The sequence below is a fragment of the Variovorax sp. V118 genome (assembly GCF_041154445.1).
Taxonomy (GTDB): domain Bacteria; phylum Pseudomonadota; class Gammaproteobacteria; order Burkholderiales; family Burkholderiaceae_C; genus Variovorax; species Variovorax boronicumulans.
The window spans coordinates 1167658-1192355 of record NZ_AP028663.1; the positions used below are offsets into that span (position 1 = coordinate 1167658).

The 24698-nt window shown below is 68.6% G+C and carries 16 protein-coding genes; 7 read left to right on the forward strand and 9 right to left on the reverse strand.

Going from position 1 to position 24698, the window contains the following annotated elements; all coding sequences use genetic code 11:
* Positions 1 to 5 precede the first annotated feature (5 nt).
* The 5 genes from ACAM52_RS05420 to ACAM52_RS05440 form a co-directional block, all read right to left on the reverse strand.
* Complete coding sequence (locus tag ACAM52_RS05420; protein WP_369647696.1) at positions 6 to 812, reverse strand: alpha/beta fold hydrolase; 807 nt, start codon at positions 810 to 812, stop codon at positions 6 to 8.
* Between the two features lie 2 nt (positions 813 to 814).
* Positions 815 to 1654, reverse strand: a complete 840-nt coding sequence (locus ACAM52_RS05425; RefSeq protein WP_062474940.1) for a proteasome-type protease — start codon at positions 1652 to 1654, stop codon at positions 815 to 817.
* 28 nt (positions 1655 to 1682) lie between these two features.
* Entirely contained in the window at positions 1683 to 4280 is a 2598-nt protein-coding gene (gene mutS / locus ACAM52_RS05430; RefSeq protein ID WP_369647697.1) for a DNA mismatch repair protein MutS, read from the reverse strand.
* Positions 4281 to 4372: 92 nt separating this feature from the next.
* Positions 4373 to 4705: a helix-turn-helix domain-containing protein gene (locus ACAM52_RS05435; RefSeq protein WP_159270960.1), complete on the reverse strand. Its 333-nt coding sequence runs from the start codon at positions 4703 to 4705 to the stop codon at positions 4373 to 4375.
* On the reverse strand, positions 4702 to 5043 hold the full coding sequence (locus ACAM52_RS05440) for a type II toxin-antitoxin system RelE/ParE family toxin (RefSeq protein WP_159270961.1): 342 nt from the start codon (positions 5041 to 5043) through the stop codon (positions 4702 to 4704). Before ACAM52_RS05440 ends, ACAM52_RS05435 begins: the two co-directional genes overlap by 4 nt.
* 295 nt (positions 5044 to 5338) lie before the next feature.
* On the opposite strand from ACAM52_RS05440, the gene ACAM52_RS05445 reads away from it, so the two are divergent.
* The 3 genes from ACAM52_RS05445 (at position 5339) to ACAM52_RS05455 (ending at position 7298) form a co-directional block, all read left to right on the forward strand.
* Positions 5339 to 5572 carry a polysaccharide deacetylase gene (locus ACAM52_RS05445; RefSeq protein ID WP_095948895.1) on the forward strand — a complete coding sequence of 78 codons (234 nt, stop codon included), beginning with the start codon at positions 5339 to 5341 and terminating at the stop codon, positions 5570 to 5572.
* Between the two features lie 73 nt (positions 5573 to 5645).
* The gene (locus ACAM52_RS05450) at positions 5646 to 6275 is read left to right on the forward strand and encodes a hypothetical protein (protein ID WP_095746135.1); all 630 of its coding nucleotides are present in this window, start codon (positions 5646 to 5648) and stop codon (positions 6273 to 6275) included.
* A 33-nt stretch (positions 6276 to 6308) separates the two neighbouring features.
* Positions 6309 to 7298, forward strand: coding sequence for a magnesium and cobalt transport protein CorA (locus ACAM52_RS05455; protein ID WP_369646364.1), 990 nt, complete (start codon positions 6309 to 6311; stop codon positions 7296 to 7298).
* A gap of 65 nt (positions 7299 to 7363) precedes the next feature.
* Here the strand turns inward: ACAM52_RS05455 and ACAM52_RS05460 are convergent, their stop codons facing one another.
* The 4 genes from ACAM52_RS05460 to ACAM52_RS05475 form a co-directional block, all read right to left on the reverse strand.
* A complete protein-coding gene (locus tag ACAM52_RS05460) occupies positions 7364 to 8206 on the reverse strand; it encodes a siderophore-interacting protein (RefSeq protein ID WP_369646365.1) in 843 nt (280 codons plus the stop codon).
* 11 nt (positions 8207 to 8217) lie between these two features.
* Positions 8218 to 8805 (reverse strand): PadR family transcriptional regulator, encoded by a 588-nt coding sequence (locus ACAM52_RS05465; protein ID WP_062474958.1) that lies wholly within the window; start codon positions 8803 to 8805, stop codon positions 8218 to 8220.
* 118 nt (positions 8806 to 8923) lie between these two features.
* Entirely contained in the window at positions 8924 to 11191 is a 2268-nt protein-coding gene (locus ACAM52_RS05470) for a sensor histidine kinase (RefSeq protein ID WP_369646366.1), read from the reverse strand.
* A 63-nt stretch (positions 11192 to 11254) separates the two neighbouring features.
* Entirely contained in the window at positions 11255 to 12082 is an 828-nt protein-coding gene (locus ACAM52_RS05475) for a helix-turn-helix domain-containing protein (protein ID WP_354344853.1), read from the reverse strand.
* Between the two features lie 621 nt (positions 12083 to 12703).
* On the opposite strand from ACAM52_RS05475, the gene ACAM52_RS05480 reads away from it, so the two are divergent.
* The 4 genes from ACAM52_RS05480 (at position 12704) to ACAM52_RS05495 (ending at position 24639) form a co-directional block, all read left to right on the forward strand.
* Positions 12704 to 19810 carry an Ig-like domain-containing protein gene (locus ACAM52_RS05480; RefSeq protein ID WP_369646367.1) on the forward strand — a complete coding sequence of 2369 codons (7107 nt, stop codon included), beginning with the start codon at positions 12704 to 12706 and terminating at the stop codon, positions 19808 to 19810.
* Positions 19811 to 19871: 61 nt separating this feature from the next.
* Positions 19872 to 21206 carry a TolC family outer membrane protein gene (locus tag ACAM52_RS05485; RefSeq protein ID WP_369646368.1) on the forward strand — a complete coding sequence of 445 codons (1335 nt, stop codon included), beginning with the start codon at positions 19872 to 19874 and terminating at the stop codon, positions 21204 to 21206.
* Complete coding sequence (locus tag ACAM52_RS05490) at positions 21203 to 23395, forward strand: type I secretion system permease/ATPase (protein WP_369646369.1); 2193 nt, start codon at positions 21203 to 21205, stop codon at positions 23393 to 23395. Before ACAM52_RS05485 ends, ACAM52_RS05490 begins: the two co-directional genes overlap by 4 nt.
* The gene (locus tag ACAM52_RS05495) at positions 23392 to 24639 is read left to right on the forward strand and encodes an HlyD family efflux transporter periplasmic adaptor subunit (protein ID WP_369646370.1); all 1248 of its coding nucleotides are present in this window, start codon (positions 23392 to 23394) and stop codon (positions 24637 to 24639) included. Before ACAM52_RS05490 ends, ACAM52_RS05495 begins: the two co-directional genes overlap by 4 nt.
* Positions 24640 to 24698 lie beyond the last annotated feature (59 nt).

Genomic DNA, 24698 nt, shown 5'->3' on the forward strand with positions numbered 1-24698 from the left:
ACCACCTACATCAGGTTGCGCAGCGAGGCCTCGATGGCCGCCGCCGTGGCCAGCGGCTTTTCCATCGGAAACAGGTGGCTGCCGTCGAGCATCGTGATGCGGCCCTTGGTGACCTGTTCGGTCATCGCCATGCCCACCTGCTTCATCTCGACCGACTGGCGTCCGCCGATGAAGGCCGCCTTGCACTTGATCGGATGGCGGCGCAGCAGCGCGCCCAGCGTGTGGGGCAGGGTGTTGTAGATGGCGGTTTCCACGTCGCGGTCGAAGCTCAGGGAGCGGGTGTCTTCGCTGTCGAAGGTGCCGTGGTCGATGTAGTCGTGCAGCACCTGCTCGTCCCACTTCGCGAACGCCTTCTTGCTGCGGAAGTGCTCGAACACCGCCTCGCGATGCTCCCAGCTGTTGCGGCGCTTGCGGCTGGTGGCGCCGGGCGAAATGCTCTTCATGAGCGGCGTGCGCTTGACCACGTTGAGCGTGTTCGCGCGCCAGCCGCCGAGGATCGGCGAGTCGATCAGCAGCACGCCGCGCGCCAGCTCGGGATGGCGCGCCGCGCACATCAGGCTCAGGAAGCCGCCCAGCGAATGGCCGATGAGAAACACCGGGCCGCCCGCGCGGTCGGCACGCAGCTTGGCGAAGTCGGCCAGCTGCTGCACCAGGTGCGGCCAGTTGTCGGTGACGGGGTACTTCGGGTCGTGCCCGAATTTCTCGATGGCGTCGACCTCGAAGCCCCGGTTGCGAAGGCTGTCGAGAACGACGCGGTAGGTGCTCGCCGGAAAGCTGTTGCCGTGCGAAAAGATGACAGGAGGCACGGACAGATTCAGATGAGCTTTTCGTCGGGCGTGGAGATCTTGCGCAGCGGGCTGTGGCGCGTGGCCGGCATCCGCAGCGGGTGTTCGGTGGCGCTGTCGTCCCACACCGGGTCTTCGATGCTGTCGAACACCTCGCGCAGCTTCTGGCCCCAGCTGTTGTGCATCATGCGGTAGTAGGGGTTGTCGGCGTCGATGCAGATCACGCGGTCGGTCTCGAGCTTGTTGGCCTCGTACACCACCAGATCGAGCGGCAGGCCCACCGACAGGTTCGACTTCATGGTCGAGTCCATCGACACCAGCGCGCACTTGGCGGCTTCGTCCAGCGGCGTCTCGGGCGTGAGCACGCGGTCGAGCACGGGCTTGCCGTACTTCGACTCGCCGACCTGGAAGTAGGGCGTCTCGGTGGTCGCTTCGATGAAGTTGCCCGCGGCGTAGACCAGGAACAGGCGCATGCCTTCGCCCTTGACCTGCCCGCCGAAGATGAACGACACGTTGAAGTCCAGGCCCGCATGCTTGAGCGCCTCGGCATCGCGGTCGTACACATGGCGCACGGCCGAGCCCAGCACGCGCGCGGCGTCGAACATGCTCTTGGCGTTCCAGATGGTGATGGGTTCGCCCTGCGTGCCGTCTTCGCGCGTTTCGCGCAGCTCTTCGATCTGCAGGATTTCGCGCACCGACTGCGAGATGCTCAGGTTGCCCGACGACAGCAGCACCATGACGCGGTCGCCCGGCTGCTCGTAGACGATCATCTTGCGGAAGGTGCTGATGTGGTCCACCCCCGCGTTCGTGCGCGAGTCGGAGAGAAACACCAGGCCGGCGTTGAGTTTGATGCCTACGCAATAAGTCATGGGTTCGCCTTGCAGGAACTGGGCCCGCTCATGCGGTACTGCGTTCACGTGCGTTCAGTTTCTGGAGGGCATAGAGCGCGTCGAGGGCTTCGCGCGGGCTCATGGTGTCCGGGTCGAGGGCAGCCAGCGCGGATTCTACGGCGCTGGCCATGGGGGTTTCGGTGGCCGGCGGCGGTGCGAACAGGTCGACCTGCGCACGCGTTTGCGCATGCTGCGATTCGAGCGCATCGAGCGCCTGCCGCGCGTGGTTGACCACCGCCGCGGGCATGCCCGCGAGGCGCGCCACCTGGATGCCGTAGCTCTTGCTGGCCGGGCCCGGCTGCATCTCGTGCAGGAACACGATGTCGCGGCCCGACTCGGTCGCGCTCACGTGCATGTTCACCGCGCCGTGGTGCGTGGCCGGGAACTCGGTGAGCTCGAAGTAGTGCGTGGCGAACAGCGTGAAGGCCTTGCTGCGGTCGTGCAGCTGCGCCGCGATGCCGGCCGCCAGCGCCAGGCCGTCGAAGGTGCTGGTGCCGCGGCCGATTTCGTCCATCAGCACCAGCGACTGCGCCGTGGCGCTGTGCAGGATCTGCGCGGCCTCGGTCATCTCGAGCATGAAGGTCGACTGCGCATTGGCCAGGTCGTCGGCCGCGCCGATGCGCGTGTGAATGGCGTCGATCGGCCCGAGCCGGCAGGCAGTGGCCGGCACGTGCGAGCCGATGGAGGCCAGCAGCACCACGATGGCCACCTGCCGCATGTAGGTCGACTTACCGCCCATGTTCGGGCCGGTGATGATCTGCATGCGCTGCTGCGGCCCCATCTGCGTGTCGTTGGCAATGAAGCCGCCCGACGACTTCTCGGCCAGCCGCGCCTCCACCACCGGGTGGCGGCCCTGCTGGATCTCGATGCACGGGTGCGACACGAAGGTCGGCGCGCGCCAGTTCAGCGTGTGCGAGCGCTCGGCCAGCGCGCACAGCGCGTCGAGCGCGGCAATGCCGCCGGCCAGCTGCGTGAGCGCGGGCACCGAGGGCTGCAGCGCGTCGAGCAGCTGCTCGTACAGCCACTTCTCGCGCGCCAGTGCGCGGTCTTGCGCGCTCAGCGCCTTGTCTTCGAAGGCCTTGAGTTCGGGCGTGATGAAGCGTTCGGCGTTCTTCAGCGTCTGGCGGCGGCGGTAGTTGTCGGGCACCTTCGAGAGCGCGCTTTGCGTCACCTCGATGTAGAAGCCGTGCACGCGGTTGAACTGCACGCGCAGGTTGCTGATGCCGGTGCGCTCGCGCTCGCTGATCTCGAGCTTGAGCAGGAAGTCGTCGCAGTTCTCGCTGATCTCGCGCAGCTCGTCGAGCTCGGCGTCGTGGCCCGTGGCGATCACGCCGCCGTCGCGCACCAGCGCCGACGGATCGGGCTTGATCGCGCGCACCAGCAGGTCGGCGCAGCCCGGCGGCGGCGCCAGGCGCTCGGTGATCTGCGCCAGCAGCGCAGCAGCGCCCGGCAGCAGCGGCGCCAGCTGCTCGGCCTTCGCCAGCGCGAGCTGCAGCGCCACCAGTTCGCGCGGGCGCACCTGGCGCAGCGCGATGCGCGCTGCGATGCGTTCCACGTCGCTCGTGTTCTTCAGTTGCTCGCGCAGCGTGCGCCAGGGTGCGGCGGTGGCACCGGGCCCGGGGGACTGCAGCGCGCCGATGGCGTCGAGCCGGCCCTGGGCCTCGCTGCGGTCGCGGCGCGGCGAGAGCAGCCAGCGCTTGAGCAGGCGGCTGCCCATGCCCGTCATGCAGGTGTCGAGCAGCGAAAACATCGTGGGCGAGTCTTCGCCGCGCAGCGTCTGCACCAGCTCCAGGTTGCGGCGCGTGGTGGGCGGCAGCTCGATCAGGTCGCCGTCGCGCTCCACCGACAGCCGCTGCACGTGCGACAGCGCGCGGCCCTGCGTGTGCTCGGCATAGCCCAGCAGCGCGGCGGCGGCGGCGTGCGCATTGCCCAGCGATTCGGCGTTCCACGCCGCGAGGCTGTGGCTGCCCATCTGCTCGCTGAGCTTGCGCTCGCCCAGGCCGGGATCGAACTGCCAGGCCGGACGCAACGACAGCGTGAACGGCACGGCCGCGCGTGCGGCCTTCATGCGCTGCTCGAAGGCGGGCGTGACCTCGGCGCTGTACAGCAGTTCGCTCGGTGCGATGCGCGCGATCCAGGCTTCGAGCGCGTCGGCCGGGCACTCGGCCAGCCGCAGCTCGGCGCCCGTCACGCTGAGCCAGGCCAGGCCGCAGAAATTGCGCGTGCCCGCATGCACCGCGAGCAGCAGCGAATCGCTCTTGTCGTTGAGCAGTTCCGAGTCGGTCAGCGTGCCGGGCGTGACCACCCGCACCACCTTGCGCTCGACCGGCCCCTTGCTGGCACCGACCTCGCCCACCTGCTCGCAGATGGCGACCGATTCGCCCAGCTTGATGAGCCGCGCCAGGTAGGTGTCGACCGAGTGGAAGGGCACGCCGCACATCAGCACCGGCTGCCCGGCCGACTGGCCGCGCTGGGTGAGCGTGATGTCGAGCAGGCGCGAGGCCTTTTCGGCGTCGGCCCAGAACAGTTCGTAGAAATCGCCCATCCGGTAGAACAGCAGGGTGTCCGGATGGTCGGCTTTGAGGCCCAGGTACTGCGCCATCATGGGCGTGTGCCCGGAGAAGTCGCTGGAGGAGGGGGCGGGGTGGGCAGTCGTCGTTTTCACTCGGGCGATTATCGGGGACGGGCGGACGGGGATCAGCCGACGGTCAGCGTGACCGGCTTGCCGATGCGGCTGAGCATTTCGACCAGCGTGTCGATGGTGAACTTGGTCGTTTTCTTGTTCACCACGTCCGACACCCGGGGGCGCGAGACCATCAGGATCTCGGCCGCCTCGGCCTGCTTCAGCTGGTGCTCGGCGATCCAGTCGGCCAGCGCCTCCATGAGTTGCTGCTTCAGCAGCCGCGTGTCGTTGATCTGCTTGTGCGATGCGGCCTGCAGGCGGCGAGCCTCGGCCGGCGCAAAACCCAGCTCGAGGAAGAGGTTGGCGCCCGGCGGGGTGACGTGGCGGATGGCGGTGTCTGTCTTCATGGTGTGTCCTTCCTGGCGTGGATCACGGCGCGGTAGCGCGCTTGGGCGATGGCCTTGTCTTGCGGGCTGGTGGCCTGTGTCTTCTTTTGAAAGCAGTGCAGGACATAGACCGCTTCCTCGAACTTCGCCACGTACATCACGCGGTAGATGCCGCTGGCGTCCCGCAGCCGGATTTCCCGTGTGCCGGCCCCCACATCGTTGAAGGGCTTCCAGTCCGTCGGGTCCAGCCCGGCTTGCACCTTGCCCAGTTCGAAACCCGCCGCGCGGCGCGGTTCCACGGGAAAGGCCAGCAGGTCCGCGTAGGACGAGCCCACCCAGCGGATTTCCTTCTCGTCCATTGACGCACTCGCATGTATAAGATTTTATACGTGAAGTCTGGTGCGTTCCACGCGCCATGACTCCTCCCTGGGGCGGCATTGTCGAGAGACGTCGGGGGGCTTCGCCTCGCGTGGCACCATGCCGGTCCCGATGACCGTGAACTTTGTGGGGATCCAGCGCAGATCCACCACGTGGCCTGTTCCAGGCGCGGCGCCCCGCCGCACGCGCCCTTTGGCCGTTCCTGAATCCAGAGGCGTCCCCCGCGCGTAGTCATGCGCATGCGCATGACTACGCGGGCGCACGCGACCTTCATCGATGGAGACCCCAGTGAGCTACGAGGACATCCGGAAACGATTTCATGTGCCTGCCCGCAAGGGCGCCAGGGTGCTGGTGCACGGGCAGCCCGGCACCGTGACCACTGTGCGGGGGCTCACGCTGCGCGTGCGGCTGGACGGTATGAGCTGGTCGCGGCCGTACCTGCCGGACGAGCTGCAATGGCTGCCGGCCCCAGCGCCCGAGCCGCAGGGGCAGGGCGGCCCCGAGCACTGACGCGGCCGGGCGGCCTGCACCGCCGCTCCTAAAATCCCCCGGCGCAAACCCCGCGTGAAGAACAAAGGCGCCCATGGCCCCGTCGGATGAAATCAAAGGCCCTGCAGCGGACGCGCTCCCGGACACCGCCACCCTGCCCGCTGACCTCGCGGCGCTGTACCTGTGCATGTCGCCGGCCCAGCTGGCGGACCTGCGCAAGTCGAAACGGCCCGAAGGGCGACCGGGCACGGGCAACAGCGGCCCGTCCGTCATCCGGCCCGTCGAAGGCACGGGCGGCGCCAAGGACCCGGCGCTCTACCAGCTCGGCACGCTGCGCGAATTTGCCAAGGCGCACGCCGCCCCCTCGGCCTTCGACACCGCGCTGAACACGGGCCTGCCGGGCTGGTTCGGCGCCAAGCTGCCTTTCTTCGCCGAGCGCGAACCCCGCATCAAGCGCGGCAAGCGCGTGCTCATCGGCGGCGCCTGGGACCGGGCCGATCCGCTGCGCGAACAGCGCTTCGTCGCGCTGGCCAAGGGCCGCATCCGCTTCACGTCGCTGACGTGTGCCGAAGCCGCGGCGAGCCTGTGGGCCGACGTGGCCAGCCACCGCGCGTTCGCCGACCAGGGGTTGGCCCTGCTCGCGCGCGAGACGCAGGCCATCGAGGCCTCGCTGGCTGACACGGCCCGCCTGGCCGCGACCGCACCGACCGATGCGGCGGCCTGACCTCCCTTCAAGTTCGACGATGGAAGTGCTCCGATGCTGATCAACTGCGTGGCCTATGAAAACGGCGCCAAGCTCGCCGACATTCCCGTCGAGGACATCAGCGACTACATCTCCCGCGCCGGCTGTTTCGTCTGGGTGGCGCTGAGCGACGCCACGCCCGAAGAGCTGGCCCAGATGCAGGACGAGTTCGACCTGCACCCGCTGGCCGTCGAAGACGCCCAGCACGGTCACCAGCGCCCCAAGGTGGAGGAGTACGGCGACTCGCTGTTCGTCGTGATGCACCTGGTCGAGCCCTCGACCGACACCGAGGGGGAGGGCGGGCACAGCGTGAACGTGGGCGAGGTCAACGTGTTCGTCGGCCGCAACTACGTGCTGTCGGTGCGCAACCGCAGCCAGCAGGGTTTCCTGGGCGTGCGCGAGCGCTGCGAGCGCGAGCCCGACCTGCTGCGCAACGGCGCGGGCTTCGTGCTCTATGCGCTGATGGACGCGGTGGTCGACCGCTACTTTCCGGTGATCGACGCGCTCGAAGTGGAACTCGAATCCATCGAGCAGCAGATATTTGCGCAAAGCGGCGCGGCGCGCGACAAGATCAAGCAGCTGTACGACCTGAAGCGCCGCAGCCTCATCCTCAAGCGCGCGGTGGCGCCGCTGGTGGAGGCGGCGGGCAAGCTGCACGGCGGGCGCGTGCCGCAGATCTGCGTGGGCACGCAGGAGTATTTCCGCGACGTGGGCGACCACCTGGTGCGCATCAACGGCTCGATCGACGCGGTGCGCGACACCATCGCCACGGCGGTGCAGGTGAACCTCTCGATGGTCACCATCGAGGAGAGTGAAGTGACCAAGCGGCTCGCCGCCTGGGCCAGCATCTTCGCGGTGTGCACCGCCTTCGCGGGCATCTGGGGCATGAACTTCGAGCAGATGCCGGAGCTGAAATTCCGCTATGGGTACGCGATGGCGCTGGGGCTGATCGTGAGCACTTGCGGCTACCTCTACTACCGGTTCAAGCGCGTCGGCTGGCTCTAGCGCGAAGCCCGGCCCCGGGCTTCGTGTCGCTTGCTGCGGTGCCTCGCGACTGAGTCGCGCCTTCCTTATTCGTCGTGCGTGTCGTGCGTCGCCACGGCACCGCGACGCCAGTAACCCGAGGCCCGAACCCACTTCGGGTTCGCGCCGCGCTCGCCCACGAGGTGCGCGCGCAGCGCTTTCGCGATCGCCGATTCGCAACCCACCCAGGCGTGGAAGTCGCCGTCCGGCAGCGCCATGGTTTTCAGCGTGTCGACCAGCACGGGGCTCAGTCCCGGTGCGGCGCCTTCGCGGTGCACCCAGCGCAGCGTGAGCTCGGCCTGCGTCTCCAAAGGAATCTCGTCGGCTGCGCTGTCGACTTCCGCCAGCACCACCACGTGCGCACCGGCCGGCAGTTCGGCCAGGCGGCGCGAGATCGCGGGCAGGGCGGTGTCGTCGCCGATCAGCAGGTGCCAGTCGAATTCGGTCGGCACGATGAACGAGCCGCGCGGGCCGCCCACGCCGACGATGTCGCCGGGCTTGGCCTGCTCGGCCCATTGCGTGGCGGGGCCGGCGTCGTGCAGCGCGAAGTCGATCTCCAGCGTGTTGGCCTGTGCGTCGTGGCGGCGCGGCGTGTAATCGCGCATGGCGGGGCGCCCGCCCTCGGGCCACACGGGGCCGTCGGGGCCGGCGGTCGGCAGCGTGAGCTGGCCGGTGGCGGCATCGGGAAAGAACAGCTTCGCGTGGTCGTCGAAGCCGGGGCTGGTGAAGCCCTGGAGCGCGTCGCCGGTCAGCGTGATGCGGATCAGGTGCGGCGTCACGCGCTGCACGGTCTTCACCGTGAGTTGGCGAAAACGCAGTTCGTGGCGCACGCGGCGCGGCGTGCGGTCGGGCGTGTTGGAGGAGGGCGTAGCGGTTGTGAAGTCGGTCATGTCAGGTTGGTTCAGATGCGTTCGAGCTGTTGTGCGGCACTGTCGAGCACCGCGGCGAATTCGTGGGCTTGTTGTTCGGTGAGGGGGGCGCCGCCGAGGCGCAGGCGCATCGCGAGCTTGAGGTTCTCGATGGCGCGGGTGACTTGCGGGGGCCGTCCGGCGCGCGGGCCGGCGCCGTCCACGCCGCCCGCCATGCGGGCCATCATGGCGTCGGCCGTCTCGCGGTTGGCGGCCAGGAACTCCTGGCCGCTCGGCGTGATGCTGTAGCGCTTGCGGCCGCCGACGTCGGCGGTTTCCACGCTCAGGTAGCCCAGCTCTTCCAGCAGCGTGAGCGTGGGGTAGACCACGCCGGGGCTCGGCGCGTAGGTGCCGCCCAGGCGGTCTTCGATGGCCTTGATGAGCTCGTAGCCGTGCGAGGGCTTGTCGGCAATGAGCTGCAGCAGCACGAAGCGCAGCCCGCCATGGCCGAACACCCGGCCCGCGCCGCCGCCGCGTCCGCCGCGCATCCCGCGGCCGCCGCCGGCCAGGCCGTCTTCGTGTTCGCCGCGCGGGGCGTGGCGGTGGTGATGGTGGTGCGGAGCGTGGTGAAGGTGGCGCATGGGGATGGCTTTTTGAGTGGGTCGAGACTATTCTAGATATATCGAAATAGAAAACGAAAGCCCACCCATCGGGCGACCCTGCCGGTCGCATGGGTTCTGGGGACGCGGCCCCTTCGGACTACAGCGGGCGCAAAGGCGCCGCGCGCGCAATCAGCCGGATCTGCTCGAAATCCAGCCGATCCAGCGCCTGGCGAAGCGTCAGCACCATCGGCTGGCTGTGCGCCTCCGTGGCCAGCCGGTTCACCCACTCGTGCAGGTCGCTCCAGCGGCCGTCGCGGGCGAGCACTTCGAGCTCGTCCTTCTGCGCCGGCGACAGCGGCGTCAGCACCGGCAGCAGCCGGCCGCGCGCCCTAGGCCTGGCACGCGGGCGCGGCGCGGCGATGGGTTCCGATGGCGGCGGTGCAGGCGCATCCGACGAAGGCGCCGGCTCGGTCGACAGCGAGAACACCACCCGCGTCCCCGCGCCCATGCCGCTGTGAATCGCGAGCCGCCCGCCCATCCGCTGCACGATGCGCTGCGCAATCACCAGCCCGAGCCCGCCGCCCGCCATGCTGGGCGCGTTGTCGGCCAGCAGGCGCGTCATGCGTTCGAGCGTGTCGGCGTCGATGCCCGTGCCGCTGTCGGTCACTTCGAAGTGCAGCTGCCACGCGCCGTTGGACGGCTGCGCCTGCAAGCGCAGCCCGATGGTGCCGTTGCGCGTGAACCTGGCCGCGTTCGACAGCAGGTTCAGCACCACCTGCTGCAGCCGCTTGCCGTCCAGGCGGACCAGGGCCGGCAGCTCGCCGTCGATCGTCAGTTCGAAGCTGTTGTGCTGGCGCTGCGCGAGCGCGTGCGCGTACTGCGCGACGTTGTCGACCAGCGTGCGCAGCTGCACCGGCTGCGCCTCGACGGCCAGCGGCGCCAGTTCGCCCTTGGCGTAGTCGACCAGGTCGTCGATCAGCTCCAGCTGGTAGGCCGCGCTGCGCTCGATGGTGGCGAGCCGCGCGGGCGCGGGCGTGTCGCTGCCGTCCTGCATCAGCTTCAGGTTGCCCAGGATGGTGGCCACCGGCGCGCGCAGGTCGTGGCTGATGTAGGCCAGCAGTTCCTTCTGCTCGCGTGTGCGCTGCTCGGCCTGGCCCAGCGCCTCGCTCAGCGCGCGGGTCTTGCGCACCACTTCTTCTTCGAGCCGCTGCTGTTCCTGGGCCTGCCACTGCAGCAGCGTCTGCTGCGCGGCGTTGCGCTGGCGCGTTTCCTGGAACGACCACGCCGTGATCGCGAACGCGCCCACCAGCATGCCCGGGAACGCCAGCGCATAGTGGTCGAAGTCGGACATCGAGCGCTCCGCGAACATCAGCGCCGACATGCGCATCAGCGCGCCCACGCAGATCACGAGCATCACCAGCAGCGACAGCCGCCCGCCCGGCCCGGCGCGCCGCTGGTAGATGAAGGTGCAGACCGTGAGCCCGAGCACGATCAGCGGCGCGTTCACGATGCCGATGGCCGCGAAGGTCGCGTAGGGGCCGAACAAAGTGCCCAGCAGCACGACGATTTCGACGCCGGCCAGCACGAACAGCAGCGGTCGCCCGGGCACGCGCACCGGGCTCTGGCGGCCGCGCTCGTGAAAGTACAGCAGCAGGCACAGCGCCGTGGCCGCCACCATCACGCTGTGCCCGCGGTAGCTCCAGACGGTGCTGTCGGGCCACAGCGCGATGCGCGCGTAGCCCCGGTAGGTGGCCTCGTACAGCGCCAGCAGCGCAAAGCTCCCCGCCTGGAAGGCCAGCATCGGCGCGCGCGAAATCCACCACAGCGCCGCCGAATACACCGCGAAGGCCAGCAGCCCGCCGATCAGCAGGCCGCTGAGCAGCGCATGGTTGCGTTCGATGTGATGCCACGCCTCGTCGGTGTGCAGCTCAAGCACCAGCTTGATCTGCCCCGTGCTCATCACGCGCACCAGCACCTGCACCGACTCGCCCGGCTGCAGGTCGATCTGCAGCTGCGGAATGCGGTCGTGGCGGTGCGTGCTGTCCATCGGGTCGGACACGCCGGCCTGCGCGTGGGTCCATGCGGGTTGGCCATTGCGCGTACGCAGCACATGAAAGTCGACATGCCGCAGCCACGTCACATTGAGCCCGAGCCGCGCCGTGCGCACCTCCTGCGCATCGTTGACCAGCGACAGGCGCAGCCACACCGCCGAGGTCGAGAACCCGCGCATCAGCTGGTCGGGCGTGGCGGGCATGAACCCGTTCGCACCGCCACTCGGCAAGGCGAGCACCTCGCTGGCCGACAGGCGGGCCGTGGGGTCTTCCCACACCTCGACGGCTTGCGCGACAGGGAGCTTGCCTTGGGCGAGCGCGCTGAACTTGATCGCTTCTGCTGCTGCACTGGCCGTTCCGGTCCACAGCCACAAGGCGAGACCCAGCAACAGACAGCTTGCCCATCGGGGCAGGGGGCGCACCGGATGCATCGCGCGTCAGGTGCCGGAGCGTTCGACACCGGCCTGGCGGCAGGCCGAGGGCGTGCAGTCGAAGTACTCGCGAAACGCCGTCGCGAAATTCGCGGCGCTCGAGAACCCCACCGCCGCGGCGATCTCCTCGATGCGCATGGCCGATTCGAGCAGCAGGCGCTGCGCCTCGTGCAGCCGCGCTTCGCGCACGAACTCGAACACCGTGCGGTTCGCGAGCTCCTTGAACACGCGCGACAGGCGCTTCTCGTGCGTGCCCACGCGTGCCGCCAGCTCGCGCAGCGGCAGCACGCGGCTCAGGTCGGCCAATATCAGCCGCTCCGCCGCCTGCATGAGCGCGCGGTCCATGCCCGAGCCCGGCGCGCCGCCGTCGTTCGCGGCGGGGTCATCGGGCGGGGGCGCCGCCTGCGTGGCGGGGGCGGTGCGCGCCCTGCGGGATTCCGCCAGCGCCAGGTGAATTTCGACGCGGGCCATCACCTCGGCCGGGTCGAAGGGCTTCACGATGTAGTCGACCGCGCCGGCCCGCAGGCCCGTCAGGCGCTCTTCCAGGCTGGCCGACGAGGTCACGAAGATCACCGGAATGTCCGCCGTGGCCGGGTCGGCCTTCAGCAGGCGGCAGGCGGCAAACCCGTCGGTGCCGCCCAGGCGCACGTCCAGCAGCACCAGGTCCATCTGCAGCGTCGTCGCCCGCCGGTAGCCCTCCATCGCGTCGAAGGCGAGCGTGATGCGGTAGCCCGTGCCCCGCAGCGTTTCCAGCAAGAGCTTGAGTTCGTCGACGTTGTCGTCGACAACCAGCAGATGAGCTCTCCGGGGCTCCGGAGGTGACCAATAGGACATGGAAAGAGGGGGCGCCGGCACCGCGTGTGAACGCCCTGTGGCCGAAACAATGTAACCAAGAAATTAATTTGGTAATCATTGTCACAAGAAATGCAAATTCATCCAATGACCGGTCTTCATTCCTGATCGATCCGCCCGCCATTGCCGCCCGCAGCCTTAAAAAAGGTGCTGCGGCGAGGGGGGCTGTCAGAGGGAAAACGGGGTGCTGGAAAGGGCCCATCCGGTATTGCAGGAAATAGCCGGGCCGATTCCGTCCATCAAAAGAATTGGACGCTCCGGCAAAAGCCCGTAAGCCAAAAGACCGCCAGCGCTCGCTTTCCCAACTTGCGAATTGCTGATTTTCTTTCGCCAATCGTGTGAAGTATTCGACATTCACACACGTTTGTGAACAGTTGTACGGCACGGCAAACGCCACGGCCTCTCCGGCAAAAGCCCGGACGCCCCCCCGAACCAAGAATCCCGCCCCATGCAAGCGCAAGCCTGCGTGACCCATGCACCGGGTCGCGCCGGCGAGTCCTCGAGAGCCACCCGCGGCCTTCGAGATTTCCCAACGTGCGACCCGGGCTGTTCGCTGAAAGCGAGGGCTCGCCCGAGGTCCGGAGTCAAGGAGAAAGACCAATCATGGAAGCTGTTTACAAGTCTGGTGGCGCGTCATCCCGCAAAGCGACGGCGGAAGCCCCTCTGGTTCTGGATCGCCCGTCGATCGTCACGCTGAAGATCGCGCCCGAGAGCGTGCTCAAGTTCGAGCGCCGCGGCGACGACCTCGTGCTCGTGCTGCGCGACGGCCAGGAAGTCGCCGTGCGCGGCTTCTTCGCCGAGTACCCCGACGCCGGCCGCAACGACCTCGTGCTCGAAGATGGCGCCGGCGTGCAGTGGTGGGGCCAGTACACCGCGCCCTGGAAAGACTTCCACTTCACCGAGATCGAATGGAACGACGCCGGCGGCGCCTTGCTGCCCGACGGCGTGCCGGGCTGGCTGCTGGGCGCGCTCGGCGTGCTGGGCGTCGGTGCCGCTGCGAGCGGTGGCGGCGGCGGTGGTGGTGGCCCGGCCTTCATCCCGCCGTTGCTTCCCGCGCAGAACCGCGGCCCCGAAGGCAAGGCCGACCCTGTCGTCACCGACCAGGACAAGCCCGTGACCGGGCAGGTGCACGCGACCGACCCGGACCGTGACACGCTGAACTACACCGTCGCCAAGGGCCCCGAGCACGGCACCGTCACCGTCGATCCGTCGACCGGCCAGTTCGTCTACACGCCCAAGCCCGGCTACGAAGGGCCCGACAGTTTCGAAGTGACCGTCAGCGACGGCAAGGGCGGCACCACCACCGTCACGGTGCCCGTGACCGTCTCGCCCGTGAACGATGCGCCCACCGCGCCCGACTACACCGAGACCACGACCGAAGACACGCCCGTGAGCGGCCGCGTGACCGGCAGCGACATCGACAGCGGCGACACGCTGACCTACACGAAGGGCAGCGACCCGGCGCACGGCACGGTCACGGTCAACCCGGACGGCACGTACACGTACACGCCGAACCCGGACTTCCATGGGACGGACAGCTTCACTGTCACGGTGAGTGATGGCCATGGCGGGACGACGACGAGCACGGTGACGGTGACGGTCTCGCCCGTCAACGACGCGCCCGAGGCGCCCGACTACAACGAGACGACGAACGAAGACACGCCGATCAACGGAAGCGTAGTCGGCACCGACGTCGATGGCGATGCGCTGACGTACGTGAAGGGCAGCGATCCGGCGCACGGCACTGTCACGGTCAACACCGATGGCACGTACACCTACGTGCCCGGCGCCAACTTCAACGGCACCGACAGCTTCACCGTCACGGTGAGCGATGGCCACGGCGGCACCACCACCAGCACGGTGAATGTGACCATCAACCCGGTCAACGACCCACCGACGGCGCCCAACTACACCGAGACCACGAACGAAGACACGCCGGTCAACGGCAAGGTCGTCGGCAGTGACGTGGATGGCGACACGCTCACGTACGTGAAGGGCAGCGACCCGACACATGGCACCGTCACGGTCAACGCGGACGGCACCTACACCTACACCCCGAGTGCGAACTTCCACGGCGCGGACAGCTTCACCGTCACGGTGAGCGATGGCCACGGCGGCACCACCACCAGTACGGTGAATGTGACCATCAACCCGGTCAACGACGCACCGACGGCGCCCAACTACATCGAGACCACGAACGAAGACACGCCGGTCAGCGGTCAGGTCGTCGGCAGTGACGTGGATGGCGACACGCTCACGTACGTGAAGGGCAGCGACCCGGCGCACGGCACCGTCACGGTCAATGCCGATGGCACCTACACCTACACCCCGGGTGCCAACTTCCACGGCACGGACAGCTTCACCGTGACGGTGAGCGACGGCCACGGCGGCACGACGACGAGCACCATCACGGTCACCGTCGATCCGGTGAACGACGCACCGACGGCGCCCAACTACAACCAGACCACGAACGAAGACACGCCGGTCAGCGGCCAGGTCGTTGGCAGCGACGTCGATGGCGACGCGCTGACCTATACCAAGGGCAGCGACCCGGCGCACGGCACCGTCACGGTCAATGCCGACGGCACCTACACCTACACCCCGGGTGCCAACTTCAACGGCACCGACAGCTTCACGGTGACGGTGAGTGACGGCCACGGCGGCACGACGACCAGCACGGTGAACGTGACCGTCAACCCGGTCAACGATGCACCGACAGCGCCCAACTACACCCAGACCACGAACGAAGACACGCCCGTCAACGGCAAGGTGACGGGCGCTGACGTGGACGGCGATGCGTTGACCTACACGAAGGGCAGCAATCCTTCGAATGGCTCCGTGGTCGTCAACCCCGACGGCACCTACACGTACACGCCGAATCCGAACTTCAACGGCACCGACAAGTTCACCGTCACGGTGAGCGACGGCCACGGCGGCACGACGACGAGCACCATCACGGTCACCGTCGATCCGGTGAACGACGCACCGACGGCGCCCAACTACAACCAGACCACGAACGAGGACACGCCCGTCAACGGCAAGGTCATCGGCAGCGACGTCGACGGTGACGCATTGACCTACACCAAGGGCAGCAATCCTTCGAACGGCTCTGTCACGGTCAATCCCGATGGCACGTACGTCTACACGCCGAACCCGAACTTCAACGGCACCGACACGTTCACTGTCACGGTGAGCGATGGCCATGGCGGCACGACGACGAGCACGGTGACGGTCACGATCGACCCGGTGAACGATGCACCGACGGCGCCGAACTACACCGAGACGACGAATGAAGACACGCCAGTCAGCGGAAAGGTGATCGGCAGCGACGTCGATGGCGACGCACTGACCTACACGAAGGGCAGCGATCCGGCGCACGGCACGGTGACGGTCAATCCTGATGGCACCTACGTCTACACGCCGAACCCGAATTTCAACGGCACCGACACATTCACTGTGACAGTGAGCGACGGCAACGGTGGCACGGTCACCAGCACCATCACGGTCACCGTCGATCCGGTGAACGATGCACCGACGGCGCCCAACTACAACCAGACCACGAACGAGGACACGCCAGTCAGCGGGAAGGTGATCGGCAGCGACGTCGATGGCGACGCACTGACTTACACGAAGGGCAGCGATCCGGCGAACGGCACGGTCACGGTCAACGCTGATGGCACGTACACCTACACCCCGGGTGCGAACTTCAATGGCACCGACAGCTTCACCGTGACGGTGAGCGACGGCCACGGTGGCACGACGACCAGCACGGTGAACGTGACCGTCAACCCGGTCAACGATGCACCGACAGCGCCCAACTACACCCAGACCACGAACGAAGACACGCCCGTCAACGGCAAGGTGACGGGCGCTGACGTCGACGGCGACGCACTGACCTACACGAAGGGCAGCGATCCGGCGCACGGGACGGTGACGGTCAATCCTGATGGCACCTACGTCTACACGCCGAACCCGAATTTCAACGGCACCGACACATTCACTGTGACAGTGAGCGACGGCAACGGTGGCACGGTCACCAGCACCGTGACGGTCACCGTCGATCCGGTGAACGATGCACCGACGGCGCCCAACTACAACCAGACGACGAACGAAGACACGCCGGTCAGTGGAAAGGTGATCGGCAGCGACGTTGATGGCGACGCACTGACTTACACGAAGGGCAGCGATCCGGCGAACGGCACGGTGACGGTCAATGCCGATGGCACCTACATCTACACCCCGGGTGCCAACTTCCACGGCACGGACAGCTTCACCGTCACGGTGAGCGACGGCCATGGCGGCACGACCACCAGCACCGTGACGGTCACGATCGATCCGGTGAACGACGTGCCGACGGTGCCCAACTACAACGAGACGACCGATGAAGACACGCCCGTCAGCGGCCGGGTCATCGGCAGCGACGTTGACGGCGACACGCTCACCTACACGAAGGGCAGCGATCCAGCCCACGGCACGGTGACTGTCAACGCTGACGGCTCCTACACCTACACCCCGAATGCGAACTTCAACGGCACCGACACGTTCACCGTCACCGTGAGCGACGGCCACGGCGGCACGACCACCAGCACCGTCACCGTGACCATCGACCCCGTCAACGACGCCCCCGTGTTCGTCGACGGCGGCGGCACGCCGGTGGACACGGCCACCGGCTACGTCTTCGGCTACGACGAGAACCGCCCCGCAGGCACCGTGCTCGGCACGGTCCACGCCACCGACATCGACAGCGCGAACGTCACCTACAGCATCCTCTCGGGCAACGACCAGGGCTACTTCGCCATCGATCCGGCTACTGGCGAGATCAGCCTCACGCCGGCAGGCGCTGCGGCCTTCGTCAACGACTACGAAGCGGGCGCCAACGCGCACTCGCTGGTGATCGGTGCGACCGATGGCACGGCCACGACCACCATCCCCGTCACGCTCAACGAGCAGAACATCAACGACGCACCGACGGTGCCCGACTACGCCAAGACCACGGACGAAGACACACCCGTCAGCGGTCAAGTGGTTGGCAGCGACGTCGACGGCGACGCGCTGACGTACGCCAAGGGCAGCGATCCGGCGCACGGCACGGTCACCGTCAACGCCGACGGCACCTACACGTACACGCCCAACGCCGACTTCAACGGCACCGACAGCTTCACCGTCACGGTCAGCGACGGCCATGGCGGCACGACCACCAGCACGGTGAACGTGACCATCAACCCCGTCAACGACGCCCCCGTGTTCGTCGACGGCGGCGGCACGCCGGTGGACAGTGCCACCGGCTACGTCTTCGGCTACGACGAGAACCGCACTGCGGGCACCGTGCTGGGCACGGTTCGCGCCACCGACATCGACAGCGCAACCGTCACCTACAGCATCCTCTCGGGCAACGACGCCGGCTACTTCGCCATCGATCCGCTCACGGGCGAGATCAGCCTCACGCCGGCAGGCGCTGCAGCCTTCGTCAACGACTACGAAGCAGGCGCCAACGCGCACGCGCTGGTGGTCGGTGCGAGCGACGGCACCGTCACGACGAACATCCCCGTCACGCTCAACGAGCAGAACGTCAACGAGGCGCCAGAGGCTCCCGACGACACCAAGACCACGGACGAAGACACGCCGGTCAGCGGCCAGATCGTCGGCAGCGACGTCGACGGCGACACGCTCACCTACGTGAAGGGCAGCAACCCGTCGAACGGCACGGTGACGGTGAACCCCAACGGCACCTACACCTACGTTCCCAATGCCAACTTCAACGGCACCGACAGCTTCACCGTCACGGTGAGCGACGGCCATGGCGGCACGACCACCAGCACGGTGACCGTGACCGTCAACCCGGTGAACGACCCGCCGACGGCCACGGCGACCGACGCCGGCATCGTCTCCGAAGGCAGCCTGCCCGGCGGCATCCCGGCGGCGGGCGAGCCGACGGTGCAATCGACCGGCAAGATCTCCATCGCAGACCCCGACAGCCTGGCGGGCGACCTGTCGGTGTCGCTCAGCGGCCCGGCCGGTGTCACCTCCGGCGGCCAGCCGGTGTCGTGGACCTGGGACGCGGGCACGCACACGCTCACGGGCAGCGTCACCGTCGGCGGTGTCACCACCCAGGTGATGACCGTGGCCGTGGGCAATGTCACCGCCACGGGCGCGGGGCAGTTCGAGGCGGGCTACACCGTCACGCTGAAGGCGCCGATCGACCACCCGGCGGGCAACGGCGAGGGCGTGTCGAACCTGCACTTCGAGGCCGTGGTGAGCGATGGCCAGCTCAGCGGCGCGCCGGTGGGCTTCAACGTGCCGGTCAAGGACGATGCGCCGGTGCTCGTGAACGGCGAGCAGTCCGTCGACGTGGCACCGATCAACACGAACCTGATGGTGATCCTGGACCTCTCCGGAAGCATGGGCGAGGAGAACCCGACGCGGCTCTCGCGTGCGAAGGAGGCCATCAAGAACCTGATCGACGGCTACGACCTGTATGGCGATGTGCGGGTGCAACTCGTCACCTTCAGCACGACCGGGCAGGCACAACAGGCCTGGATGACGGCGGCCCAAGCCAAGACGCTGGTGCAGAGCCTGCAGGACGGGGGCAGCACCAACTACGACGCCGCCCTGGCTACGGCGATGACCGGCTTCGAGGCCAATGGCAAGCTGCAGGGCGCGCAAAACGTGTCCTACTTCCTCACGGACGGCGAGCCGACCCGGGGGGACGGCAACACCGGCCAGCTCGGGAACAACAGCAACGGCAGCAACACGGCCGACTTCGGCATCCAGGCGGCGGAAGAAGCGATCTGGAAGACCTTCCTCACCAATAACAAGATCAACTCGTTCGCACTGGGTCTCGGGTCCGACCTCTTGCCCGCGGCGCAGGGCATCATCGACCCCATCGCCTACAACGGCAACACCGGCACGAACACCAACGGCAAGATCGTCACCGACACGAGCCAGCTGAACGATATGCTGCAAGGCACGATCAGCGTGCCGCCCACGGTCAGCAACCTGCTGACCGGCGGCCTCGGCGGTTCGTCGGGCTTCGGTGCCGACGGCGGCCATGTGTCCACGCTGACCATCGACGGCACCGTCTACGCCTTCGACAGCAGCACGGGCCTGATGACGAAGACCGGCCCCGCCACCAGCAGCGACTACAGCTACAACCAGGCGACGCACCAGGTCACCATTGCCACCGACAAGGGCGGCAAGCTGGTGGTGGACTTCGACACGGGCGAGTTCAGCTACCAGGTGGCACCGCGCACCACCTCCTCGCACAACTACGACGAGACCCTCAGCTACCAGGTGGTCGACCGCGACGGCGATGCGAGCAACGTGGCCACGCAGACGCTGCACGTCAACTACACGCCTGCAGCGGGTGCGGCAGCGCTCTTCACCTCGGCAGACTCGCTGGGCCTGGCCGGCGTCGACGAAGTCACGGTGTCGATCGAGCAACAGCAACCGCACGATGCGCCGCATTTCCCCTTCGGCGACGGTCCGGCATGGGGAGGGCTGCAGCTGTCCGACATGCTGCAGGGCTTCGGCGCTGCCGAGTCGCTGCATGCGCTGCTGCAGGCCGCGTTCCCACCGGCCTTCGGGGGCACGCAGGCGTCTCCCACGGTGCTGTCGCTGGCGTCGTCGGCCGATTCGCTCGCGGCCTACGCACCGCCCGTGGCGCCTTCGCTCGACGACGAGCTTCACATGGGCCTCGCGCTTCACCACTGACCGACCGGCGTGCCGGCGCCGCTTGCGGCGTCGGCACCTGGTGGTCTGCACGTCTTCACGCATGCTTGCTTCCCGTCATCTTTCGTCTGCTGCCGCGGGCCTTTTCTTCCTGCTCGCCGGATCGGCGGCGCTTGCGCAAGCGAGCACCGCCGCTCCGCTGGGCATGGCCGAGGCCGTGCGCCTGGCTGCCACCTCGCACCCGACCGTGCGCAACGCCGTCGGCCAGGCGCTGCAGGCGGGCGAGGGCATTGCGGCCGCGCGCTCGGGCTACTACCCGCAGGTCAGCGCCGGCGTCAGCGCGCGCACGGGCAACCGCCAGCTGCAGGCCGACGGTCGTCGCCAGGTGCACCAGGCCTCGCTCTCGGTGACCCAGCTGCTGTACGACTTCGGCAAGGTGTCGAGCGCCGTGAGCGAGGCCGAAGCCTCGGCCACGGCCGCGCGCGCCAAGCTGCTCGTGGCAGTCGACGACGTGGTGCGCGACACCGCGCAGGCATGGATCGAAGTGCATCGCCAGCAGGCGCTCGGCGAGATCGCGCAGGCCCAGGTGAAGGGCGTGCAGTCGCTGGCCGGCCTCGTGGGCGAGCGCCAGGCCAAGGGCGCCACCAGCCAGTCCGACGTGGCACAGGCGCAGTCGCGCCTGGAGGCCGCGCGCGCCCAGCAACTCAACACCGCGTCGCAGGCCGAGCGCTGGCGCCTTAACCTCATGCACCTGACCCAGGGCCGCGCGCCGGCCGGCATCGCCGGCGAAGCGCCCGCGCCGCTCGCGAGCGCCTGCGCCGCGCCGCCGCAGACGGCCTTGCCCGCGCCGGCCGTGCAGATGGCGCAGGCCGAGCGCGACATGGCGCAGGCCGCGCTGCGCGGTGCCGATGCGCAGCTGCTGCCCACACTGTCGCTCAACGCCGCCGTCAACCGGGGGCTCGAATCGGGCGCGCGGCCCGCCGGCCAGTCCGCCAACGAAAGCACGTTCACCGTCAACTTCACCGCGCCGCTGTACGAAGGCGGGCGCAGCCAGGCCCGCCAGCGCGCCGCCGCGCACGCCGTCGAGGCGGCCGAGGCCGCGCTGGGCTATGCCGAACTCAGCGTGCGCCAGCGCCTCGAAGACGCGCGCGTGCAGTCGCAGGGCCACGCGCTGCGCCTGCCCGTGCTCGCCGCGCGCGTGCACAGCACGCAGCGCACGCGCGACCTGTACCGCGAGCAGTACCTGCAGCTGGGCACGCGCTCGCTGCTCGACCTGCTCAATGCCGAGCAGGAGTTCCACGGCGCGCGCTTCGAACAGGCCGAGAGCGCGCACGAGGTGCAGCGGCTCGCGGTCGAGTGCCTGTACCAGTCGGGTCGCCTGCGCGAGGCCTTCGGGCTGGTCGATGCGGGCGAGCTCGTCGCCGGAGGCCAGCCATGACCGCCACCACCATGCCCGAACTGTCCGCCGCGCGCGGCCCCGAGCTGCTCGCCGGCTGGGTCGACGCCGTGCTGGCCGTGGCCGCCCACTACCACCTCGACACCTCGCGCGAGCGCATCCGCGGCGCCGCCGCATGGAGCGACCACGAAGACATCGGTGAGCGCGTGCGCCAGATGGCCCGCCAGGCCGGGCTCACCGTGCGCCAGGTCGCGCCGCGCCTGGACACCCTGAGCCCCTGGCGCCTGCCCGTGGTGCTGCAGCTGCGCGACGGGCAGGTGGCCGTGGTCACCGCCATCTCGGCGCAGGGCCTGCGCGTGATGCTCGGTGGCGACCAGGGCGCGGAAACCGTCTGCACCGTGGACGAGCTGCAACCCGCGCTCGAGGCCATGGCCGTGCTGCGGCCCGCGCAATCGGCGCCCGACTCGCGCGTGGACGCCTACATCCGCCCGGTGGAGCCGCACTGGCTGCGCCAGATCGTGCTGGCCGACTGGCGGCCGTACGCGCACATCCTCGTCGCGTCGCTGGCCTACAACCTCATGGCGCTGGCCGGCACGCTGTTCTCGATGCAGGTGTACGACCGCGTCGTGCCCGCGCAGTCGCTGCCCACGCTGCATGTGCTGTTCGGCGGCGTGCTGCTGTCGATCGTGTTCAGCTGGGTCATGCGCGGCGCGCGCATGCGCATCACCGACGTGGTGGGCAAGCGCGCCGACCTGCGCATTTCAGACCGCGTGTTCGGCCACGCGCTGCGCGTGCGCGGCTCGGCCCGCCCGCGCGCCACCGGCACCTTCATTTCGCAGCTGCGCGAGCTGGAGCCCGTGCGCGAAATGCTCACGTCGACCACCGTGGCGGCCGTGGCCGACCTGCCGTTTTTCTTCGTTTTCTGCGTGCTCTTCTGGTTCATTGCCGGCTGGCTCGTGCTCGTGCCGCTGGCCGCGTGCGTGCTGCTGATCGTGCCCAGCCTCCTGGCGCAGCCGCGCCTGCGCGCGCTGGCCCAGACGGGCATGCGCGAGTCGTCGCTGCGCAACGCCATGCTGGTCGAGGCCGTGCAGGGCATCGACGACATCAAGGGGCTGCAGGCCGAGCCGCGCTTCCAGAACCAGTGGAACCACTACAACGCCGTCAACGCCGACTCGGGCCTGCAACTGCGCGCGCTGCTCAACACCCTGAGCAACTGGACGCAGACCGTGCAGGGCGCCGCCTTCGCCTTCGTCGTGTTCTTCGGCGCGCCGCTGGTGATGGACGGCCACATGAGCACCGGCGTGCTCGTGGCCGCATCGATCTTGTCGACCCGCATGCTCGCGCCGCTGGCCGGCGTGACGCAGGTGCTCAACCGCTGGCAGCAGGCCAAGGTGGCCGGCGAGGCGCTCGACCAGCTCATGAAGCTCCCGGTCGACCACCCGCCCCACGAGACGCGCGTGCACCGGCCCGCCGTGCAGGGCGACTACACGCTGCGCGACGCCGTCTTCAGCCACGACGGCCAGACCACCGCGCTGCACGTGAAGGCGCTGCACATCGGCGCCGGCGAACGCATTGCCGTGCTCGGGCGCAATGGCGCGGGCAAGTCGACGCTGCTGCAGGCGCTGTCGGGCCTCCTCGAGCCGCGCGCGGGCAGCGTGCTGCTCGACGGCGTGTCGATGGCCCACATCGACCCCGCCGACGTGCGCCGCGATGTCGGCCTGCTCGCGCAGGACGCGCGCCTGTTCCACGGCACCCTGCGCGAGAACCTGCAGATGGGCACGCCCCACGCCACCGACGCCGAACTGGTGGCGGCCCTGCAAGCCACCGGCGCCTGGGCCTTCGTGCGCCGCCTGCCCACCGGGCTGGACCATCCGCTGCTCGAAGGCGGGCGCGGCCTTTCGGGCGGACAGCGCCAGAGCCTGCTGCTCGCGCGGCTGATGCTGCGCCGCCCCGGCGTGCTGCTGCTCGACGAGCCCACCGCTTCGCTCGACGAAGTCGCCGAGCGCGAAGTGATCGAACACCTGCGCGCGCTGCCCGCCGGCCGCACGCTGGTGCTGGCCACCCACCGCCCGGCCGTGCTCGAGGCGGTCGACCGCATCCTCGTGGTGGACGGCGGCACCGTCGTGCTCGACGGCCCGCGCGAGCAGGTGATGGCGCGGCTGCGCCAGGGCGCGGTCGCCTCGCGCGACGCGATGGCCTCCGCAGGCCGCAGCAAGGAGGGGCAGGCATGAACGCCGTGACATTGACCAAGGCGCAGGTGCAAGCCGCCACGCAGGCACCCGTCGTCTCCACCGCCACCGTGTGGGGCCCCGGCGGCGCCGACGACTTCGACGAGGCCCGCGCGAGCGGCTCCGCGCGCGTCGTGTGGTTCATCGCGCTCTTTCTGCTCGCCTTCTTCGTGTGGGCCTGGGTCTTCGAGATCGACGAGGTGTCCAGCGGCATGGGCAAGGTGATTCCCAGCTCGCGCGAGCAGCGCATCCAGTCGCTCGAAGGCGGCATCCTGGCCGAGCTGCGCGTGCACGAAGGCCAGATCGTCGAGAAGGGCCAGGTGCTCGCGCAGCTCGACCCCACGCGTGGCGAATCGAACGTGGAAGAAACCGCCGCGCGCTACCGCGCCGCGCTGGCCAGCAGCGTGCGCCTGCGCGCCGAGGTGCAAGGGCAGGGCAGCCTGCAGTTCCCCGCCGAACTGAAGGCCTACGCGCAACTGGTCGATTCCGAAAGCGCGCTCTTCCGCTCGCGCCAGGGCAGCCTGCGCGACACCGTGTCCGGCCTGGGCCAGGCGCTTTCGCTCGTGCGCAAGGAGCTCGACATCACCCGCTCGCTGCAGGTGAGCGGCGCGGCCAGCAACGTCGAGCTCATCCGCCTGCAACGCCAGGCCGCAGACCTGGAGCTGAAGATCGCCGAGGCGCGCGCCAACTACATGGTGCGCAGCCGCGAAGAGCTGGCCAAGGCCGATGCCGAGGTGAAGTCGTTGTCGTCCGTGGTGCGCGGGCGCGCCGACTCGCTCGAGCGGCTCACCCTGAACTCGCCCGTGCGCGGCATCGTCAAGAGCCTGCAGGTCACCACCATCGGCGGCGTCGTGCCGCCCAACGGCTCGCTGCTGACGCTTGTGCCGCTGGACGACCAGCTGCTGGTCGAGGCGCGCATCTCGCCGCGCGACATCGCCTTCATGCGGCCCGGGCAGGAGGCGCAGATCAAGATCACCGCCTACGACTACGCCGTGTACGGCGGCCTCAAGGGCCGCGTGGTGACCATCGCGCCCGACACCCAGCGCGACGAAGTCAAGCCCGAGATCGTGTACTACCCCGTGCTCGTGCGCACCGACTCCGACGCACTCACCGACAAGGCCGGCCGCCGCATGCCCATCGTGCCCGGCATGGTGACCACCGCCGACATCCGCACCGGCCGCAAGACCGTGTGGGACTACCTGACCAAGCCGCTGAACAAGGCGCGCGAAGCCATGCGCGAGCGCTGACCCGTGCGCGCTCATTTCCCCACGAAACCCATCCGACACCCATCCGACCCAAGAGGACG

Excerpts from the sequence above, each read along its gene's own strand:
- ACAM52_RS05425 (WP_062474940.1), bottom strand. The coding sequence starts at position 1,654 with ATGACTTATTGCGTAGGCATCAAACTCAACGCCGGCCTGGTGTTTCTC.
- ACAM52_RS05485 (WP_369646368.1), top strand. The coding sequence starts at position 19,872 with ATGCTTGCTTCCCGTCATCTTTCGTCTGCTGCCGCGGGCCTTTTCTTC.
- ACAM52_RS05490 (WP_369646369.1), top strand. The coding sequence starts at position 21,203 with ATGACCGCCACCACCATGCCCGAACTGTCCGCCGCGCGCGGCCCCGAG.
- ACAM52_RS05435 (WP_159270960.1), bottom strand. The coding sequence starts at position 4,705 with ATGAAGACAGACACCGCCATCCGCCACGTCACCCCGCCGGGCGCCAAC.
- mutS (WP_369647697.1), bottom strand. The coding sequence starts at position 4,280 with ATGATGGCGCAGTACCTGGGCCTCAAAGCCGACCATCCGGACACCCTG.
- ACAM52_RS05480 (WP_369646367.1), top strand. The coding sequence starts at position 12,704 with ATGGAAGCTGTTTACAAGTCTGGTGGCGCGTCATCCCGCAAAGCGACG.
- ACAM52_RS05450 (WP_095746135.1), top strand. The coding sequence starts at position 5,646 with ATGGCCCCGTCGGATGAAATCAAAGGCCCTGCAGCGGACGCGCTCCCG.
- ACAM52_RS05465 (WP_062474958.1), bottom strand. The coding sequence starts at position 8,805 with ATGCGCCACCTTCACCACGCTCCGCACCACCATCACCACCGCCACGCC.
- ACAM52_RS05495 (WP_369646370.1), top strand. The coding sequence starts at position 23,392 with ATGAACGCCGTGACATTGACCAAGGCGCAGGTGCAAGCCGCCACGCAG.
- ACAM52_RS05445 (WP_095948895.1), top strand. The coding sequence starts at position 5,339 with ATGGAGACCCCAGTGAGCTACGAGGACATCCGGAAACGATTTCATGTG.
- ACAM52_RS05460 (WP_369646365.1), bottom strand. The coding sequence starts at position 8,206 with ATGACCGACTTCACAACCGCTACGCCCTCCTCCAACACGCCCGACCGC.
- ACAM52_RS05440 (WP_159270961.1), bottom strand. The coding sequence starts at position 5,043 with ATGGACGAGAAGGAAATCCGCTGGGTGGGCTCGTCCTACGCGGACCTG.
- ACAM52_RS05475 (WP_354344853.1), bottom strand. The coding sequence starts at position 12,082 with ATGTCCTATTGGTCACCTCCGGAGCCCCGGAGAGCTCATCTGCTGGTT.
- ACAM52_RS05455 (WP_369646364.1), top strand. The coding sequence starts at position 6,309 with ATGCTGATCAACTGCGTGGCCTATGAAAACGGCGCCAAGCTCGCCGAC.